General features: G+C 70.4%; 15 protein-coding genes and 2 pseudogenes. 10 read left to right on the top strand and 7 right to left on the bottom strand.

All coding sequences use genetic code 11. The annotated features are described in order from the left end of the window. Window positions 1-3 precede the first annotated feature (3 nt). Window positions 4-597 (bottom strand): hypothetical protein, encoded by a 594-nt coding sequence (locus ACYVO6_RS36055; protein WP_461068763.1) that lies wholly within the window; start codon window positions 595-597, stop codon window positions 4-6. 518 nt (window positions 598-1,115) lie between these two features. On the opposite strand from ACYVO6_RS36055, the gene ACYVO6_RS36060 reads away from it, so the two are divergent. From ACYVO6_RS36060 to ACYVO6_RS36080, 5 genes and pseudogenes are all read left to right on the top strand, one after another. Next, entirely contained in the window at window positions 1,116-1,922 is an 807-nt protein-coding gene (locus tag ACYVO6_RS36060; protein WP_461068765.1) for an enoyl-CoA hydratase/isomerase family protein, read from the top strand. An 80-nt stretch (window positions 1,923-2,002) separates the two neighbouring features. Further along, window positions 2,003-3,235 carry a GGDEF domain-containing protein gene (locus tag ACYVO6_RS36065; protein WP_461068767.1) on the top strand — a complete coding sequence of 411 codons (1,233 nt, stop codon included), beginning with the start codon at window positions 2,003-2,005 and terminating at the stop codon, window positions 3,233-3,235. 64 nt (window positions 3,236-3,299) lie between these two features. Further along, the gene (gene hutH, locus ACYVO6_RS36070) at window positions 3,300-4,838 is read left to right on the top strand and encodes a histidine ammonia-lyase (protein WP_461068798.1); all 1,539 of its coding nucleotides are present in this window, start codon (window positions 3,300-3,302) and stop codon (window positions 4,836-4,838) included. A gap of 198 nt (window positions 4,839-5,036) precedes the next feature. After that, window positions 5,037-5,240, top strand: a complete 204-nt coding sequence (locus tag ACYVO6_RS36075; protein WP_033323720.1) for a cold-shock protein — start codon at window positions 5,037-5,039, stop codon at window positions 5,238-5,240. Between the two features lie 121 nt (window positions 5,241-5,361). Further along, a pseudogene (locus ACYVO6_RS36080) lies at window positions 5,362-6,819 on the top strand (DEAD/DEAH box helicase); the annotation flags it as partial. Window positions 6,820-6,853: 34 nt separating this feature from the next. On the opposite strand, the gene ACYVO6_RS36085 reads toward ACYVO6_RS36080, so the two are convergent. Continuing rightward, complete coding sequence (locus ACYVO6_RS36085; protein WP_461068770.1) at window positions 6,854-7,189, bottom strand: hypothetical protein; 336 nt, start codon at window positions 7,187-7,189, stop codon at window positions 6,854-6,856. Window positions 7,190-7,600: 411 nt separating this feature from the next. Between ACYVO6_RS36085 and ACYVO6_RS36090 the strand changes: the two genes are divergently transcribed. Further along, complete coding sequence (locus ACYVO6_RS36090; RefSeq protein WP_461068772.1) at window positions 7,601-8,857, top strand: L,D-transpeptidase; 1,257 nt, start codon at window positions 7,601-7,603, stop codon at window positions 8,855-8,857. A 125-nt stretch (window positions 8,858-8,982) separates the two neighbouring features. Continuing rightward, the gene (locus tag ACYVO6_RS36095) at window positions 8,983-9,753 is read left to right on the top strand and encodes a globin domain-containing protein (protein WP_461068774.1); all 771 of its coding nucleotides are present in this window, start codon (window positions 8,983-8,985) and stop codon (window positions 9,751-9,753) included. A 27-nt stretch (window positions 9,754-9,780) separates the two neighbouring features. Here ACYVO6_RS36095 and ACYVO6_RS36100 read toward each other — a convergent pair whose 3' ends face one another. After that, a complete protein-coding gene (locus tag ACYVO6_RS36100; RefSeq protein WP_461068776.1) occupies window positions 9,781-10,692 on the bottom strand; it encodes a helix-turn-helix domain-containing protein in 912 nt (303 codons plus the stop codon). A 170-nt stretch (window positions 10,693-10,862) separates the two neighbouring features. Between ACYVO6_RS36100 and ACYVO6_RS36105 the strand changes: the two genes are divergently transcribed. Continuing rightward, entirely contained in the window at window positions 10,863-11,903 is a 1,041-nt protein-coding gene (locus ACYVO6_RS36105; RefSeq protein WP_461068778.1) for an NAD(P)-dependent alcohol dehydrogenase, read from the top strand. Between the two features lie 237 nt (window positions 11,904-12,140). Continuing rightward, window positions 12,141-14,159, top strand: a complete 2,019-nt coding sequence (locus ACYVO6_RS36110) for a serine/threonine-protein kinase (RefSeq protein WP_461068780.1) — start codon at window positions 12,141-12,143, stop codon at window positions 14,157-14,159. Between the two features lie 68 nt (window positions 14,160-14,227). Here ACYVO6_RS36110 and ACYVO6_RS36115 read toward each other — a convergent pair whose 3' ends face one another. Continuing rightward, a complete protein-coding gene (locus ACYVO6_RS36115) occupies window positions 14,228-14,506 on the bottom strand; it encodes an iron chelate uptake ABC transporter family permease subunit (RefSeq protein WP_461068782.1) in 279 nt (92 codons plus the stop codon). Window positions 14,507-14,559: 53 nt separating this feature from the next. Then, window positions 14,560-16,191 carry an IS200/IS605 family accessory protein TnpB-related protein gene (locus ACYVO6_RS36120; protein ID WP_461068784.1) on the bottom strand — a complete coding sequence of 544 codons (1,632 nt, stop codon included), beginning with the start codon at window positions 16,189-16,191 and terminating at the stop codon, window positions 14,560-14,562. 417 nt (window positions 16,192-16,608) lie between these two features. On the opposite strand from ACYVO6_RS36120, the gene ACYVO6_RS36125 reads away from it, so the two are divergent. Next, window positions 16,609-16,998 carry a VOC family protein gene (locus ACYVO6_RS36125; RefSeq protein WP_461068786.1) on the top strand — a complete coding sequence of 130 codons (390 nt, stop codon included), beginning with the start codon at window positions 16,609-16,611 and terminating at the stop codon, window positions 16,996-16,998. A gap of 65 nt (window positions 16,999-17,063) precedes the next feature. On the opposite strand, the pseudogene ACYVO6_RS36130 reads toward ACYVO6_RS36125, so the two are convergent. Further along, a pseudogene (locus ACYVO6_RS36130) lies at window positions 17,064-17,633 on the bottom strand (DUF5829 family protein); the annotation flags it as partial. After that, entirely contained in the window at window positions 17,557-17,958 is a 402-nt protein-coding gene (locus ACYVO6_RS36135; RefSeq protein ID WP_461068800.1) for a hypothetical protein, read from the bottom strand. The pseudogene ACYVO6_RS36130 and the gene ACYVO6_RS36135, both read right to left, overlap by 77 nt. Between the last annotated feature and the right edge of the window lie 206 nt (window positions 17,959-18,164).

Raw genomic sequence — 18,164 nt, forward strand, 5'->3', positions numbered from 1 at the left:
GCCTCAGCCAGGGGCGTCAAGGCAGAGGCTCACGATCGGTAGGCACAGGTTCGGGTGGCCGGGGTGTGGGGTCGCGGTCGGTGGCTCGGGTGTGGGGGTCGACGGCTTTTCGGGGGCGGGTGGCTTCGCGGGCTTGGGGGCTGCGGTCGGGTGGTCAGGCGTGGCGGTGCGGGATGGCGTGGCTGTCGGCGTGACGGCCGGATCAGAGACTCGCTGGGGCTCGTTGCTGCTACTCGGGGGCGTCGTGGTGGAGGGGGAGGCACGGGGCGCAGGGGTGTCCTCGACCGCAGCCGCGCCGGTGTCCGAGACCGGGGCCTCCGTGGCCCCGACCGCCGTCGGCTCGATGCCGGTGGGTTCGACGTCGGCGGGTTCGATGTCCGTGGCCGTGAGGCCCCCGCCTGCCCCGCCCGGCGGCTCCGTTGCGAGCCGCATCAGGCTCAGCGCCCCCGCCGCCAACGCCAGCCCTCCGACGGCGAACAGCATCCGCCGGGGGCGCGGCTTGCGATGACGCCCAGGGGGTCGCTCCGCTCGGAACGGTTCCGCCTCGTGCACCGGTGTCCGCTCGTCCGCCACCGGCTCCGTCGCCACGTCCCGCATGTGCTCTCCCCGAAGTGAACGCGCCCCCCGGCGCGCTGTTGCGGTGCGCAGGCTATGCGCGTCGCGGGGCGGATTGGCGGGGTTCAGACACGTATCACTCGAACGGGTCGGCATGCATGCACCCCCACGTGCCCGCAGCCTCCCCCCGGCGGGAGGGGCCGTGGGCCGGTGCGTCGTATGCCCGTCGCGTAGGTTCTGTCTCAGGCCACCCGCACCGTGTACCAGCAAAGGGCCGTATGCCCGGCCTGCGACGGGCTGACGCACCGGCCCACGGCCCCGACCCACCCACGCACCCCAGGGGCGCGGGGAACGGCGCGACCAGCCACCCACAAACCCGCAGCCGCCCAACCGCCGGAGGCACCCCGCGGGGAACGGCGCGACCAGCCACAACGCACCCGCAGCCGCCCAACCGCCGGAGGTAACCCGCAGCTTCGAACCGGCCGTCGACCTTCCCCCGGAGGGGCCCCGCTGGGATGATCAGGGGCAGAAGTTAACCCACGTTAACCAAGGAGGACGTCATGGCCGAGCAGAGCCCAGAGCAGCGCTATGGGGAGTTCGTGGCCGTACGACGCCACGCCTACGTCGCGGAGCTCGCGCTCGACCGACCCAAGGCCATGAACGCCGTGTCGACCGAGATGGCGCGCTCGCTCGCCGCCGCCTGTGAGGCACTGCGCGGCGAGCGCGACGTACGCGTGGTCGTGGTGACCTCGACCCACGAGCGGGCCTTCTGCGTCGGCGCCGACCTCAAGGAGAGGAACTCGCTCACGGACGCCGAGCTGGTGCGGCAGCGGCCGGTGGCACGGGCCGCGTACACCGGCGTACTGGAGCTGCCGATGCCCACGATCGCGGCCGTGCACGGCTACGCGCTGGGCGGCGGTTTCGAGCTCGCGCTGGCCTGCGACCTGATCGTGGCGGACCGTACGGCCGTGGTGGGGCTGCCCGAGGTGTCCGTAGGCGTGATCCCGGGCGGCGGCGGTACGCAGCTGCTGCCACGCCGGGTCGGCGCGGCCCGCGCGGCCGAGCTGGTCTTCTCGGCGCGACGGGTGGAGGCCGCCGAGGCGCGGGAGCTGGGGCTCGTGGACGACCTCGTCGAGGCGGGTCGCGACCGTGAGGAGGCGCTCGCGCTGGGCGCGCGGATCGCCGCGAACTCGCCCGTCGGCCTGCGCGCCGCCAAACGCGCCCTCCGTCTCGGGCACGGCCTCGATCTGCGTACGGGCCTGGAGGTCGAGGACGCGGCATGGCGTTCGGTCGCCTTCTCGGGAGACCGGGCAGAGGGGGTCGCGGCGTTCAACGAGAAGCGCGCGCCGGAGTGGCCGGGGGAGTAGGAGGCGCCCTCGGAGCGCCCAAAACCCCTGTTCGGCGCCCCAATATCCCAAATCACCGTAAAAATCCTTAACCTGGAGTAATGGGCGGTGACGATGTGCGGCTGAGGGCCGTGGTGGCGCTGGCGCAGGGGATGGCTGCCGCGCGCACTCCGCAGGAGTCGTGGCATGCGGCCGCGGCGGGGGCCTGCCACGCGCTGGCCGGGAGTTTCGCCGCGGTGTCCGTGTGGGAGCGGGAGCTCGGGCGGCTGCGGGTGCTCGTGAACGTGGGGGAGCGGGCGGCGGACGAGGAGGAGTACCCCGACGGCGAGGCGTACCCCGTGCATCAGTTCCCCGAGATCACGGAGTTCCTGCACGAGCGGTGGGCGGCCGGCGGCGGGCCCAACGCCTGGGTGGAGACGGCCGAGGGGCCGGCTGGGGGCCGCGCCGAGTACTGCCACCTGGGGGCACCTCTGGGGGCACCCCCAGCGGTAGCTGGGGGAGGTAGCTGGGGGAGGGTCGCCGCACTACGCAGGCGCGGGCGCGGCTGCTGCGTCGTCGCGCCGATAGTGCTGCACGGCAGGGCCTGGGGCGAGCTGTACGTGGCCCGCCGGGCGGGAGCCCCGGTCTTCGCGCGCGCCGACGCCGACTTCGCGACCGTCCTCGCCTCGGTCGCCGCCGCCGGGATCGCCCAGACCGAGCGCCTGGAGGAGGTCCGCCGGCTCGCTTTCACGGACGCGCTGACCGGCCTCGCGAACCGCCGCGCCGTGGACGTACGCCTGGACGAGGCCCTCGAGCGGCATCGTGCCGATGACGTGGTCGTCAGCCTCGTGGTCTGCGACATCAACGGCCTGAAACGCGTCAACGACACCCGGGGCCATGCCGCCGGCGACCGGCTCCTGGAGCGGTTCGGCTCGGTCCTCTCCCTGTGCGGTGCGATGCTCCCCGGCACGCTCGCCGCCCGTCTCGGCGGTGACGAGTTCTGCCTGCTCGCGGTGGGCCCGGCCGCCGACGAGGTCGTACGCGTCGCCGACGAACTGTGCCGCCGGGCAGCCGAGCTGGAACTCGGCGAGGGCGTCGCATGCGGCGTCGCCTCCACCGGCGACCCCATCGGCACCGTCCACTCGGCCCGCCGCCTCTTCCGCCTCGCGGACGCCGCCCAGTACCGGGCGAAGGCGGCCCGCGCCCCCAAGCCCGTCGTCGCGGGCCGAGAGGGCGGCACCGAAGGCGCCGAAGACCCGGTTGTCCGCCTCGCAGACCGGCCGCCGCCCGAGTTGCCGGGGGACCGGCGCCGGTTCAGGGGGCGGAAGCCCCATAAGGACCCGCAGGCCCCGTAAGGAGCCCGGCCCGGCGGCGGTCGTGACAATTGGCGATTCACTCTCTAGGCTCCTGAATATGGATATGCATACTGTGGTGGTGGGGACGACCGGTGTCACCGCGGCCGACGTGCTCGCCGTGGCGCGGGGCGGAGCGCGCGTCGAGCTCTCCGATGGCGCCGTGACGGCGCTCGGCGTCGCACGCGAGATCGTGGACGCGCTGGCGGCCAAGCCGGAACCCGTGTACGGGGTGTCCACCGGGTTCGGCGCTCTGGCGACCCGGCACATCAGCCAGGAGTTGCGCGCCCAGTTGCAGCGCAACATCGTGCGGTCGCATGCCGCAGGGATGGGGCCGCGGGTCGAGCGGGAGGTCGTACGCGCCCTGATGTTCCTGCGGCTCAAGACCCTCTGCTCGGGACGGACCGGCGTACGCCCCACCGTCGCGCAGACCATGGCCGACATCCTGAACGTCGGCATCACCCCGGTCGTGCACGAGTACGGATCCCTCGGCTGCTCCGGCGACCTCGCGCCGCTCTCCCACTGCGCCCTGACGCTGATGGGCGAGGGGGAGGCAGAGGGCCCGGACGACGTCGTACGACCGGCAGGAGAGCTGCTCGCCGCCCACGGCATAGAGCCCGTCGAGCTGCGCGAGAAGGAAGGCCTCGCCCTCCTCAACGGCACCGACGGCATGCTCGGCATGCTGATCATGGCCCTGGCCGACCTCGACACCCTCTACAAGTCCGCCGACATCACCGCCGCACTCTCCCTCGAGGCGCTGCTCGGCACCGACAAGGTCCTCGCCCCCGAGTTGCACGACATCCGCCCGCACCCCGGCCAAGGCGCCAGCGCCGCCAACATGCTCGCCGTGCTGAAGGGTTCGGGCCTCACCGGTCACCACCAGGGCGACGCCCCGCGCGTCCAGGACGCGTACTCCGTACGCTGCGCCCCCCAGGTCGCCGGCGCCGGGCGCGACACCATGGCCCACGCCCGCCTGGTCGCCGACCGCGAGCTCGCCTCCGCCGTCGACAATCCCGTCGTCCTGCCCGATGGCCGCGTGGAGTCGAACGGCAACTTCCACGGCGCTCCCGTCGCGTACGTACTGGACTTCCTGGCGATCGCCGCCGCCGACCTCGGCTCGATCGCCGAGCGCCGCACCGACCGCCTCCTCGACAAGAACCGCTCGCACGGACTGCCGCCCTTCCTCGCGGACGACGCGGGCGTGGACAGCGGGCTGATGATCGCCCAGTACACGCAGGCAGCCCTGGTCAGCGAGATGAAGCGGCTCGCCGTCCCGGCCTCGGCCGACTCGATCCCGTCCTCCGCGATGCAGGAGGACCATGTCTCGATGGGCTGGTCCGCCGCCCGCAAGCTGCGTACGGCCATCGACGACCTCACCCGCATCGTCGCCATCGAGCTGTACGCCGCCACCCGCGCCATCGAACTCCGCGAGGGCCTCACCCCGGCCCCCGCCTCCCGCGCGGTCATCGACGCGGTCCGTGCGGCGGGCGTCCAGGGGCCGGGCCCTGACCGTTTCCTCGCGCCGGACCTGGCGGCGGCCGACGCCTTCGTACGCGGGGGGCATCTGGTCGCGGCCGTCGAGCCCGTGACGGGCCCGCTGGCGTAGGGGTTCCAGGGGTCCCAGCGAAGGTGTGAGCGGGGGCACGTCGGTGGACAGCGCCCCCGCCAGGATCTGTGCTAGGGTTCGTAACGAAACGTTTTTGGTACCCATTAACTTTGTGCGCCTGAAAGGAATCCTCTCTCAGGCGCGTTTTGTTTTACCGGTCATTTCCGGATGGGGCCCACCTATCAGGAGAAATGACACATGGCAACTGGCACCGTGAAGTGGTTCAACTCGGAAAAGGGCTTCGGCTTCATCGAGCAGGAGGGTGGCGGCCCGGACGTGTTCGCCCACTACTCCAACATCGCCACCTCGGGCTTCCGTGAGCTGCAGGAGGGCCAGAAGGTCTCCTTCGACGTCACGCAGGGTCAGAAGGGCCCCCAGGCGGAGAACATCGTCCCCGCCTAATTTTTAGGGACACGCTCAAATCGAGCCGGGGTCCGCACCTTCGGGTGCGGGCCCCGGCTCGTGCCGTCCGCGCGTCCAGCTGGTCCTTGCGGCCCGCGAAAGGAAGGAATTTCCCATCAGCATGACTCGATCCGAACGCCCTGAGCGACCCGCCGGTAAACGGCCGGCGAATTCTCGAGGGGCTCGCGGTTCCCGTGGCGCTCGCGGCGGGCTCCCCGCCTCCGCGAACGGCGGCGCCAGGAACGTACGTAAGAAACCGTCGTCGCCCTCCACCGCACCGCGGGAGTTCACGCTGCCGGTGACCGTCACGCCCGCGCTGCCCGCCGTCGAGTCCTTCGACGCGCTGGACATGCCGCCCGCGCTGACGAAGACCCTGGCGGCCCAGGGCGTGACCGAGCCCTTCCCGATCCAGGGCGCGACCCTGCCCAACTCCCTTGCCGGGCGCGACATTCTGGGCCGGGGCCGGACCGGATCCGGCAAGACCCTCGCCTTCGGCCTCGCGCTGCTCGCCCGCACCGCCGGCCGCCGCGCCGAGCCCAAGGCGCCGCTCGCGCTGGTCCTGGTGCCCACGCGTGAGCTCGCGCAACAGGTCACCGACGCGCTCACGCCGTACGCCACGGCCGTCAACCTGCGCCTCACCACCGTGGTCGGTGGAATGTCCATCGGCAGGCAGGCGGGTTCGCTGCGGCGCGGCGCCGAGGTGCTCGTGGCCACGCCGGGGCGGCTCAAGGACCTCATAGACCGCGGCGACTGCACCCTCGCACGGGTCGGGATCACCGTCCTCGACGAGGCCGACCAGATGGCCGACATGGGCTTCATGCCGCAGGTCACGGCGCTGCTCAAGCAGGTCGAGCCGGACGGGCAGCGGATGCTGTTCTCGGCGACGCTGGACAAGAACATCGACAAGCTCGTACGGATGTTCCTCTCGGACCCGGTCGTGCACTCTGTCGACCCCTCGGCCGGTGCGGTGACGACGATGGAGCACCATGTGCTGCACGTCCTCGACGAGACCGACAAGAAGGCCGTCGCATTGCGTATCGCGGCCCGCGAGGGGCGCGTGATCCTCTTTGTGGACACCAAGCGCGGCGCCGACCGCTTCGCCAAGCGGCTGCTCGCCAACGGCGTACGGGCCTCCGCGCTGCACGGCGGTCGCTCACAGCCCCAACGCAACCGCACCCTCGACCAGTTCAAGAACGGTCAGGTCACCGCCCTGGTCGCCACGAACGTCGCGGCCCGCGGCATCCATGTCGACGACCTCGACCTCGTCGTGAACGTCGACCCGCCGACCGACCACAAGGACTACCTGCACCGCGGCGGCCGTACCGCCCGCGCGGGCGAGTCCGGCAGCGTGGTCACCCTGGTCCTGCCGGAGCAGAAGCGCGAGATGACCCGGCTGATGTCGGACGCGGGGATCAGCCCGCGGACGGTACGGATCAAGTCCGGCGACGAGGAGCTGACGCGGATCACCGGCGCCCGGGAGCCGTCCGGCGTGCCCGTGGTCGTCGAGCTCCCGACGCCCGCAGCCGCCCAGCCGAGGCCGAAGTCCCGGCCGCGCAGGGGTGGGGGAGCGAGGAGAGGCGTGCCGCCGCGTCCGCGCAGCCGCGGCTAGCCGTCTAGTACGCCCCCGAGACCCCGCCGCGCTCCCGCCGTACCGAATACACGACGAAGCCCGCTCCGACGCCCAGGAAGAGGGTGCCGCCGACCACGTACGGGGTCGTGTCGAAGGCACCCGTGTCGGCCAGTTCGGGCTGATCGGTTTGGGCGGACTGGTCGGTGGAAGCTGAGTCGGAGGAGGCCTTGGCCTGCGTCGTGATCGTCGACGTCCGCTCTGCTCTTGCCTCCGCCGCGGGGCCGTCCCACGTCGCATTGGCGGACGGGACGAACCACAGGGCACCCAGGAGGGTGCCCGCGGCGGTGGCGGTCAGCAACGATCGACGAGCGGCGGACACGGAATATCGATCCCCTTGCGGTGCAGGCGAATTGGCCGTGGGGGACTGATGTTAATGAAAAACGCGGGTCTCAGGAAAGTCACGGTACCTGTGAGCCGTACAGACCGGGCACCGCGAGGGTGCGGTGACGGTGTACTGATGGGGCAGTGACGGAAGACACTGCGGCCCGATTCGCCGGATCGGTGCCTCGGCGAGGATGATGTCGCGGCGGACGACCGCAACCGGAGCCAGGGGTTCTGTCGTCTCAGGGGGAGTGCTGACCGACGCCCGCACGTCGTACGACGTCGTACCGACGTGTTGTGCCCCACACCGGCGACCTATGTGGAACGGGATGGATCGGTTTTAGCGTTTCTAGAGGTTACGGGGACTCTCAGGTGTCTTGGGGATTCGGCAACGATGGAGAAGCGTGTGATGACGAACAGTAAGCGGCGCAAAGGCCTGACGGTCGCGTCCGCACTGCTCGGAGGGGTGCTGGTGCTCTCTGCGTGCAGCGGGGGCGACGAGGGCGGTTCCGGCGCCGAGGGGGACGGCGGCAGCACCTCGCAGGCCAAGGTCGACGAGGCGGCGGCCGAGAAGAGCTCCGAGGCCAAAATCAAGATCACGCCCGAGGACGGCACCGACAACGCCTCCATCAACAACGCCGCCAAGGTCACCGTGAGCAAGGGAACGCTCACCGACGTCACCATGAAGACCTCGAGTGGTGACGCCGTCGACGGGGAGATATCGGCCGACAAGACGAGCTGGTCTCCCAGCGTTCAGCTGGAGCGGTCCACCACCTACAAGCTCACGGTCGCCGCCAAGGACTCCGAGGGCCGCACCGCACACGAGAACGCCTCGTTCACGACCGTCTCCCCGGACAACAGCTTCATCGGCACCTTCACGCCCGACGACGGCGCCACGGTCGGCGTCGGCATGCCGGTCTCGATCAACTTCGACAAGGAGATCACCAACAAGGAGGCCGTGCAGAAGGGGATCACGGTCACCTCCAGCAGCGGCCAGGAGGTCGTCTGCCACTGGTTCAACACCCAGCGCATGGACTGCCGCCCCGAGGAGTACTGGGCGAGCGGCTCCAAGGTCACCCTCAAGCTGGCCCTGGACGGCGTCGAGGGCGCGGAGGGTGTCACCGGCGTCCAGCAGAAGACGGTCTCCTTCACGATCGGCCGCAACCAGGTCTCGGTCGTCGACGCCAAGACCAAGCAGATGAAGGTCATGCGCGACGGCAAGACCGTCAAGACCATTCCGATCTCCGCCGGTTCGCCCGAGAACAAGACGTACGAGGGCCAGATGGTGATCTCCGAGAAGTTCAAGGAGACCCGGATGAACGGTGCGACGGTCGGCTTCACCGACGACGACGGCAAGGGCGAGTACGACATCGAGAACGTGCCGCACGCCATGCGCCTGTCGACCTCCGGCACCTTCATCCACGGCAACTACTGGGGTGACGACTCCGTCTTCGGCAACGTCAACACCAGCCACGGCTGTGTCGGCCTGAACGACACCGAAGGTGCGAACGACCCGAACACCGAGGCCGCCTGGTTCTACAACAACTCGATGATCGGTGACGTCGTGGTGGTGCAGAACACCGGCGACAAGGCCATCACTCCGGACAACGGCCTCAACGGCTGGAACATGGACTGGGCCCAGTGGAAGGCGGGTTCGGCGGTCTGACGGCCGGCTCCGCGGGCGGCGCGGCGCGGATGTGACGCGTCCGGTTCTTACGCGGTGGGCATAGACGGACGGTGGCCCGCCGGGACCTCATGGTCCCGGCGGGCCGTTCGTGTTTGTGTGGGGGTATGACTGTTCAGACCGTCGAGTACATCCGGTACCGGATTCCCGAACAGCAGTCGGCTCAGTTCCTGGCCGCCTATACCCGTGCCGCCGCCCACCTCGCCGCGGCCCCGCAGTGCGTCGACTATGAACTGGCGCGCTGCGAGGAGGACTTCGAGCACTTCATCCTGCGTATCACCTGGACCTCGACCGAGGACCACATCGAGGGCTTCCGGAAGTCGGAGCTGTTCTCCGACTTCCTCGCGGAGATCCGGCCGTATGTGGGCAACATCGAGGAGATGCGCCACTACAAGCCGACGACCGTACGCGGCACGGGCGCGTCCGTGCCGACGCTGTACGCCTGGGCGGGCGGCGCCGAAGCCTTCACCCGGCTCACCGAGGTTTTCTACGACAAGGTCGTCAAGGACGACGTCCTCGCCCCCGTCTTCGCCGGTCTCGCCCCCGAACACGCCTCGCACGTCGCGCTCTGGCTCGGCGAGGTCTTCGGCGGCCCGCCGGCCTACTCCGAGACGCAGGGCGGCCACGGCCACATGGTCGCCAAGCATCTGGGCAAGGGCATCACCGAGGCGCAGCGCCGCCGCTGGGTCAACCTCCTCCAGGACGCGGCGGACGAGGCGGGCCTGCCGACCGACGCCGAGTTCCGCTCGGCCTTCGTCGCGTACGCGGAGTGGGGGACGCGGCTCGCCGTCTACTTCTCCGGTCCGGATGCCGGGCCTCCGGCGGAGCAGCCGGTGCCGAAGTGGAACTGGGGGGCGGCTCCGCCGTACCGGCCGTAGGACTTCCGCTGCTTCTGCGGCCGGGTGCTACGCCTGGGGTGCCGTCTTGCCCGCGCGCGTGGCGTCCGCGCCCCAGCTCGCCAGGAGCCGTAGTGCCTCCGCCGAGGGGGAACCCGGCTCCGCGTGGTACGTGACCACCGACTGTTCGGCGTCGTCGGGGAGCGTGAACGTCTCGAAGGAGAGGGTGAGGTCGCCGACCAGCGGATGGCGCAGGCGCTTGACGCCGTGGCTCTTCTCCTTGACGTCGTGGGTGGCCCACAGCCGCCTGAACTCCTCGCTCTTCACGGAGAGTTCGCCGACGAGGGCGGACAGCTGCGGGTCGTCCGGATGGCAGCCGGCGTCCATGCGCAGATAGCAGACCATGTCGGACTGCTTCTGGTCCCATTCCACGAACAGCTCGCGGTACTCGGGGTTCAGGAACACCAGCCGCGCCCAGTTCCGCTCCTGCGGCGGCAGCTCCGCCCAGTCGCCGAAGAGCGCCGCGGCCATCCGGTTCCAGGCCAGGATCTCCGAGCGCCGCCCGACGACGTACGCGGGAATGCCGTCGATGGTGTCGATGAGCTGCCGCAGCGCGCCCCGCACCTGCTGCGGACGTGCCGACGGCTTCTTCTTGTGCTGCTTCGGCTTGGCGAGATGCACCAGATGCGCGTGCTCGGCGTCGTTCAGGCGCAGGGCGCGCGCGATCGCGTCGAGTACCTCCGCCGACACGTTGCGCCCGTTGCCCTGCTCCAGCCGCGTGTAGTACGCGACGGAAACCCCGGCCAGCTGCGCCAGCTCCTCGCGCCGCAGCCCCGGCACCCGGCGGTGCCGCCCGTAGAGGGGCAGCCCCACGTCCTCCGGCTTCAGCCGGGCACGCCGGGTGCGCAGGAACTCGCTGAGCTCGGCGCGGCGGTCCAGGCCCGTGCCGGGCTCGTGTGCGGGGTCGGGCTGTACGTCCATGCGCCCAGTATTCACGGTCGTACGTACAGAAGCCTGTCCCCGCCAGTGGTAGGCACAGCAGTCGTACGCAAAGCCGTGGTCTGGGTGAACGCTCGGTTCTCCGGCAGGCTGGACGCCGTGCCCGGTCGGAAGGCAGCCGGGCACGGAAACCCCTTAGGAGAACCCCCGGCATGACCACTGTTGCTGCATACGCCGCACCCGCCGCCAAGGCTCCGCTGGAGCGCACCACCATCGAGCGCCGGCCGGTCGGCGAGTTCGACGTCCTGATCGACATCAAGTTCGCCGGCATCTGTCACTCCGACATCCACCAGGCCCAGGAGGGCTGGGGCGAGGCGATCTTCCCGATGGTCCCCGGCCACGAGATCGCCGGCGTCGTCGCCGAGGTCGGCTCCGGTGTCACCAAGTTCGCCGTCGGCGACCGCGTGGGCGTCGGCTGCTTCGTCGACTCCTGCCGCGAGTGCGACAACTGCAAGGCCGGCCTGGAGCAGCACTGCGTCAAGGGCAACGTCGCGACGTACAACGGCATCGGCAAGGACGGCGAGCCCACCTACGGCGGCTACTCGCAGAACATCGTCGTCGACGAGAACTACGTCCTCCGCATCCCCGACGGCCTCTCCCTCGACGTCGCCGCGCCCCTGCTCTGTGCCGGCATCACCCTCTACTCCCCGCTGAAGCGCTGGAACGCCGGCCCCGGCAAGAAGGTCGCGATCCTCGGCATGGGCGGCCTCGGCCACATGGGTGTGAAGATCGCGCACGCGCTGGGCGCCGAGGTGACGGTGCTGTCGCAGTCCCTGCGCAAGAAGGAGGACGGACTGCGGCTGGGCGCCGACCACTACTACGCCACCAGCGACCCGAAGACCTTCCAGGAACTGCAGGGCACCTTCGACCTGATCGTCTCGACGGTCTCGGCCCCGCTGGACTTCAACGCCTACCTGACGCTGCTGAAGACGCAGGGCGCGCTGGTGAACGTGGGCGCCCCCGAGGAGCCCATCTCCCTCAACCTCTTCTCGGTGATCGGCGGCGGCAAGACCCTCGCCGGTTCCATGATCGGCGGCATCGCGGAGACCCAGGAGATGCTGGACTTCTGCGCCGCCCACGGCATCGGCTCCGAGATCGAGCTGATCGAGGCGGCCGAGGTCAACACCGCGTACGAGCGGGTGCAGAGCAGTGATGTGCGGTACCGGTTCGTGATCGACACCGCGACGATCTGAGTCGTCGTATGGCTTGAGTCGGCCGTATGGCGGCTGAAGCCTGGTGGTGGCAGGTCGCGCTGGAGGCGGCCGGCTCGGGTTCACCCGCGTCGGCCGTCTACCCGACCGGTAACCCACGATCAGCAATCCGAAGCCAGGTAGCGTCTGTTCTCGTCAAACGGAAGCTCATAGGCAGCCGACTCGTGACCTTCGTGGCGGAGAGTGGGGCGGAGCGCCGACCGAGGGGAGAACAGCCAGATGACGAAGCCGGCGACGGGCGACTTCAATGTCGGCTCCGGAGGAGTCGGCGACAGAGTCGGGCCGTACCGGCTGCTCAGAAACCTCGGCGCCGGCGGTATGGGCCGGGTCTGTCTGGCGCGTTCGGAGGGCGGGCGTACGGTCGCGGTCAAGCTCATCAAGCCGGAGCTGGCCGCCGAACCCCAGTTCCGCGAGCGCTTCCGGCTGGAAGTGGCGGCGGCGCGCAGGGTGAGCGACCGCTGGACGGCGCCGGTCCTCGACGCGGACACCGAGGCCGAAACGCCGTGGGTGGCCACCGGCTACATAGCGGGGCCCTCGCTCGAACACATCGTCTCGCCCCGTGGGCACGGCCCGCTGCCCGCCCTGTCCGTACGCACCCTCGCCTACGGACTCGCCTGCGCCCTGCTGGACATTCACGGGGCCGGACTGGTCCACCGCGACCTCAAGCCCTCCAACATCCTGATCACCATCGACGGCCCCCGGGTCATCGACTTCGGCATCGCGCGGGCGCTGGACGCGGTGCCCGGATCGACCCTGACCAGCTCGGGCATGCTGGTCGGCTCGCCCGGCTTCATGTCGCCCGAGCAGATCAGGGACGAGCCGGTGGGGCCGGCCGCCGATGTCTTCTGCATGGCCGCGGTGCTGGCGTACGCGGCGACCGGGCAGACTCCGTTCGGCGGTGGCGGCTCCGGCGGCGTGCACGCCGTGATGTTCCGCATCGCGCAGGAGGAGCCGGACCTCACGGGGATCGAGGAGCCGCTGCGGGCACTGATCGCCGACTGCCTCGCCAAGGATCCGGCGGCCAGGCCGACTCCCCAGGAGGTGGCCGCACGGGTACAGCCGGTGGCGACCGGCACCTCGTCACCGCCGTGGCTGCCCGCCCAGATCATCGCCGAACTGGGGCGCAGCGCCGTGCAATTGCTCGACACGGATACGCCGGCGCGGGCTGGTGGGCCGGGAGTGTCGGCGGCGTCGGCACCGGGCGTCTCCACGCCGTCGTCCGCACCGGCCGCCTCCGCCGCACAGTCACCCGCCCCTTTCCCCGTGACCTGGGAGGAGCCTCCCGCGTCGGACCAGCCGGGGCAGCCGGAACGGTCGGAGTGGGGGACGCAGGTCCTGCCGAAGCCGGGCCTCAGGCCTGGGCATGCGGAGTCGACTCCGTCGCCGCGCCCTCGTCGCACGAGTGCGGGCTGGGGCCGGCGGGCCGCGATCGCGCTGGGGGCCGTCGCCGTAGTGGCAGGAGCCGCGTTCGCCGCGTCGGCCGCCGGTCTGCCGCTGCCCTACGGGGGCTCGGACTCGGACTCCGGCTCCGGTGACTCGGGCGCCCCCACATCCGATGTGCCCAAGGAGTTCGTGGGCATCTGGGCGGGCGAGGTCGAGCGGGACGGGAAGCCCACCGGTCAGTACCGCCGGTTCGCCGTCTCGCCGGGGCAGTTGGGCGAGATCGTCGCCACCAGCATCAGCCTCGGCAAGGACTACGAGTGCAAGAGCGACGGCAAACTCACCGCCAAGCCGTCTGGTGGCAGTGCCGGCGGCGGTACGTCACTGCGGCTGGACACCAAGGTCGTCAGCAGCGTCCCCGAGGGCACCTGCTCGGCCCTCGGCGAGCACGTCCTCTCCCGGACCGCCGGTGACTCGCTCCGCTGGGAGGCGGCGGGGCGTACCGCCGAACTGCACAGGATCGAGGGAGAGGAGAAGCTCCCCGAAGCACTGCTCGGCACCTGGCAGCGGCCCCTGGACGGCGGTGGCACGCAGCAGATGACCATCGAGCAGAAGCCGGTGGGCAGCCCGGCCGCCGCGCTGGTCTCGGACGGCGGCGGCAACCACTGCGAGGCCGACATGAACCTGGTCGCCACAGGGGAGGCAGACAGCCCGATACGGTTCGCCCCGCCCGAGGCCGACCGGGCGAACTCCTCCGGCCCCTGCCGCTTCGGCCCTTCCTCCACGGTGCGCACCGAGGGCGACACGCTCGTACGCGTGCTGTCCGATGGCGAGCGGCTGACGTATACGCGGGGGTGAATCCCCGGTCGGGAGGGACGGGCAGGGCCCCTCCGGTTACTGACCCTCAGGATTTCTGGCGCGTCACACTAACTCCGCAGGGTGCGGTCCTGGGCCAGGAGCCACAGCAGGTACGGCCCGCCCACCAGTGCCGTGAGCGCCCCCACCGGGATCTCCAGTGGGGGCAGGGCGGTGCGGGCGGCGAGGTCAGCTGTGACCAGGATGATTGCTCCGGTCAACGCCGCGTTCAGCAACGGCAGTTGAGGCGTGCGGGTCAGGCGGCGGGCCCTTCGGAGGCTCCGGCGACGGGATTGCGCCCGCTCGCGCTTCCCCCGCCGTCCCTCTGTTCGCCCCCGGACGACGAGCATCCGGCCACCAGCCCGCCGACGACCGACATGGCCAGGACGGCCTTCAACCGTTCCTAGGGGCTGAGCGGGAGTGAGTCCTGCTGCCAGAACCCATGCTCAGCCGAACGCCCCGAACGGTGTTGGGCGTTCTGGTTCCCCGCGTTCGCTCCGCACCCGGCGCCAACGGATCGTGTCCGTGGTCCGGGAATGCGGGGGCGGGGTCCCTCACGCCCAGGGACGCCGGATGGGGCCTGGACGGTCCGATGCCCCACCGCATCACTCCGGTGCTGTGGGGGCGGTGTCGTCCGTCGCCGGATCCGGTGTCCCTGGGCGCGCCTGCCGATCGCCACGGCGGCCGCGTCGTGGCGTGTGGTGGTGCGGTTCTTGCCGGTGAGGGGCTTTTGCCAGTGCTGGGCGCCCCACTTCGAGGTGTACGCGGGGTCGACCGCGATGACCGCGATGCCGATGGCGTCGGCCATCGAGGACAGCCGGGCACGCAGCCTGCCGGTGGGCATGCCGGAGATCAGCTGCCGGAACCGCTTGCGGCGTCCGTGCTTCTCACGGGTCTTCTCCGCCGTGAAGTCCAGATCCTCGACGGCGATCGCGGCCACGCCGCAGGCCTTCGCCCAGTGCAGCAGCCGGGTCAGGGCGTGCCGGACCTGCGCGTCGCGGTGATCCGCGGTGCCGGACAGGTCGTAGAAGAACCGCCGGGGATTGCCGACCGGGTTGCCGTGCACGTCGAGGCGCCAGGCGGCCAGGTGGTCGGCGTTGGTGTCCACCGCGATCACCCCGTCGGCGAGGGCGGACTCCAGCGGGATGATCCGGGTCGGCGGAGACTGCCAGGCGGCGGTCACATACCAGCGGTTCCGGCCGGTGTCGTAGTGGATGCGGTAGGCGACGGCCCGGTTGACCTCGATGCGGTCGGCCCACTCGGTGCCCCGGTGGGTGAAGCGGACCGTGCCAGTGAGGACGTACCGGCCGTGCGGGGCGTTCGCCAGGTCCTTCAGCGGAGCGGGCAGCTTGATGCTCAACCGGCCCTCGGGCGTGACACGCAGGGTCTCATTGCCGTACCGCCTGCCGGACTCACCGTCGGCCTGGAGGAACCACCGCTCGCACTCCCACCGCTCGCGCCATGTGGCCTCGGTCAGCTGCGCTGCCTCCAGATGGTGCCGGGTACGGGCCAGCCGCTTGCCGCCGCGCACCACGTGCACGCTCCCGGCCCGGCGATCGGACCGCTCCCGCTGAAGCCGGTCCTGAAGGACGTGCAGGCGGCGGGACTTGGCGAACCACTCCTGCCTGCTGCGGTAGCCACCCGGCGTGTTCTTCGATCCCTTCTGCCCGACCGGTTGTGCCAGCCGGTCCGCGATCGTGGCGACACCGGCCTCCAGGCTCTGGATGTGGGCGAGCTGGCAGCGGCGGGACAGTGCCCACTGGTCGTGCGATGCCTTGGTGATCGCCCCGGCCCAGCGCGAAGACGCTACCGGCGTCAGCGCACGCTTCCTGGCCGCCCACGTGTCGGTGGAGTGCTCCAGGCCGTCCGCGCACCGGGCCTTGAGGTCCTTCGAGGCCAGCGCGCCCAGATGCGCGCCCACCAGCGTAAGGACCTTCTCGTCCTGGGGCGTCAGCTGTTTGATCCGGGTACGGATCGCGACACCGGCCGGGCCGGACGCGACGAACGGTTCCACCACATCCCGCAGCCCGCCCATCCGTCACCCCCGCCCGGCTCCGCCTCGAAAACCCCGGCACTGTCACCGCGTCCAACGAAGCCGGCCCGTAAAGGTCACGCATTCGACACCAGTACCTCCGTTCCCCTCCCGCAAGGCCGGCACGCTGACCGACCGGCACATCACGCCAAGGACCGCCAGGACTCACTCCCGCTCACAGAACATGCTCGAGCACACTCCAGCTGGAACAGCTCGCCACCCCAAGGTACGCACGCTCGCTCCGATGCTCTGATCCATAAGGTAAGCCTTACCTTGGTCTCTGGTTGGAGTCGCCCCTTCTGTGGGGGCGCCGTAGGGGTGCTCGAACTGAGGGCTCCCGACCCGCCCATTCCGGGCATAGCGTGGAAGTACCGATGCCGATGTCGACGTCGCTGTCGACGAGCGGAGGAGGTCCGCACGATGACCGTCGAGCTGAACCACACCATCGTCGCCGCCCACGACAAGAAGGCCTCGGCCCAGTTCCTCGCCGACATCCTGGGCCTCGAGGTGAGCCCGCCGTTCGGCCCGTTCATCCCCGTCCAGATCCCCAACGGCGTCACCCTCGACTACGCGGACGCCGACGACCCCATCACTCCGCAGCACTACGCGTTCCTGGTCTCGGAGGACGACTTCGACACGATCTTCGCCCGCGTACGGGCGGCCGGCCTGACGTACTGGGCGGACCCCTCCCACCGCCGCGTCAACGAGATCAACACGAACGACGGCGGCCGAGGCACGTACTTCGACGACCCGAACGGCCACAACCTGGAGATCCTTACGCGGCCTTATGGGAGTGGGGGTTCGGCGTAGGAACGCCTCGTTCAAGTTGTTCCTTGTCGTACGTAACGGCTGGGATGCCTCGGGCGCCTGGCCTTCTACTCCATGTCGCCGAAAGTCCACACGGCACGGGAGCCCGGGCCGACGGCGAGGGTGGAGTGGCCGATCTGTTCCTCGTGCCGGTACTTCACGGGCTGGTTGAGCGACATCTCGACCTGCCGCAGGCCCGCCTGGTCGGGCGGAACGACGTCGAATCGGATCGCCGTGCCGCCACCCTTCGCAACGACGCCACCGCCTGCCACGGGCTGGATGACGAACCCGCCCGCCTGCAGCAACGGCACCGTGTCGGCAAGGTCGCGTTCGGTGACCGCGAGGCGGACAGAGGTCACGTCACGCATCAGGTGGTCGCGATAGTCGTCGGACAGGTAGCGCTCCCGGCCGACGTCACCGGGGTGGCTCGCCGGCTCGGTGTTGCTGCGCGGGTCGGCGAAGTACTCCGGCCGGTACTCCATCGCCCAGGCACCGAAGGAGTCGTACTGGTCCGTGGTGAAGACGGCGTCGAACCACGGCACCGGGATGCCGTCGCCGAAGTCACGCGTCTGACGGAACTCGACGGGGTCGGTGATCCCCTGCTCCCGCAGCCGCTCGACCACCGTTACCAGGTCGCCGGCGCACCCGGGCCCGCACCTTTGCGATCTTCGCCAGGGTGGCCTCGTCGAGTGCGGCCAGCGTGCGGCGGACGGTGGAGTCCGAGGCCGCGGGCCCGAACAGCGGCCGGTGATGCAGCTGGAGCTGCTCGGCCTCCGAGAAGTTCGCCGCACCCAGCACAACCGCGATCGCCAGGTGTACCAGTACTCCGGCGCGTTCCCGCCAGTCGGCTGCTGTGCTGGACGGCAGCACCCCGGACAGTGCGTCCGTCAGCCCCGTGCGGTCCGCACACCGGCGCAGCAGTACCGCCCCGGCATGCCCGATCAGCCTCTTCCCGTCAGCCACCACCGACAGCCGATGGTCCCACCCTGTACGCTCAACCACCGGAAAGGTGCCTTGCTCTCTGCAGCGGATACGACCTAGACACTCGCACCCTCGCAGGTCAACGGCACCTTTCTGCTATGGGGGCGTCAGATAGCCCAATTCCGCTGAATACTCAGGGTCACCCGTCAGGGCTCGTCCCACCCATGGGACGACCCCCGCGTAGCGCT

This window comes from Streptomyces pseudoechinosporeus (genome assembly GCF_054783935.1).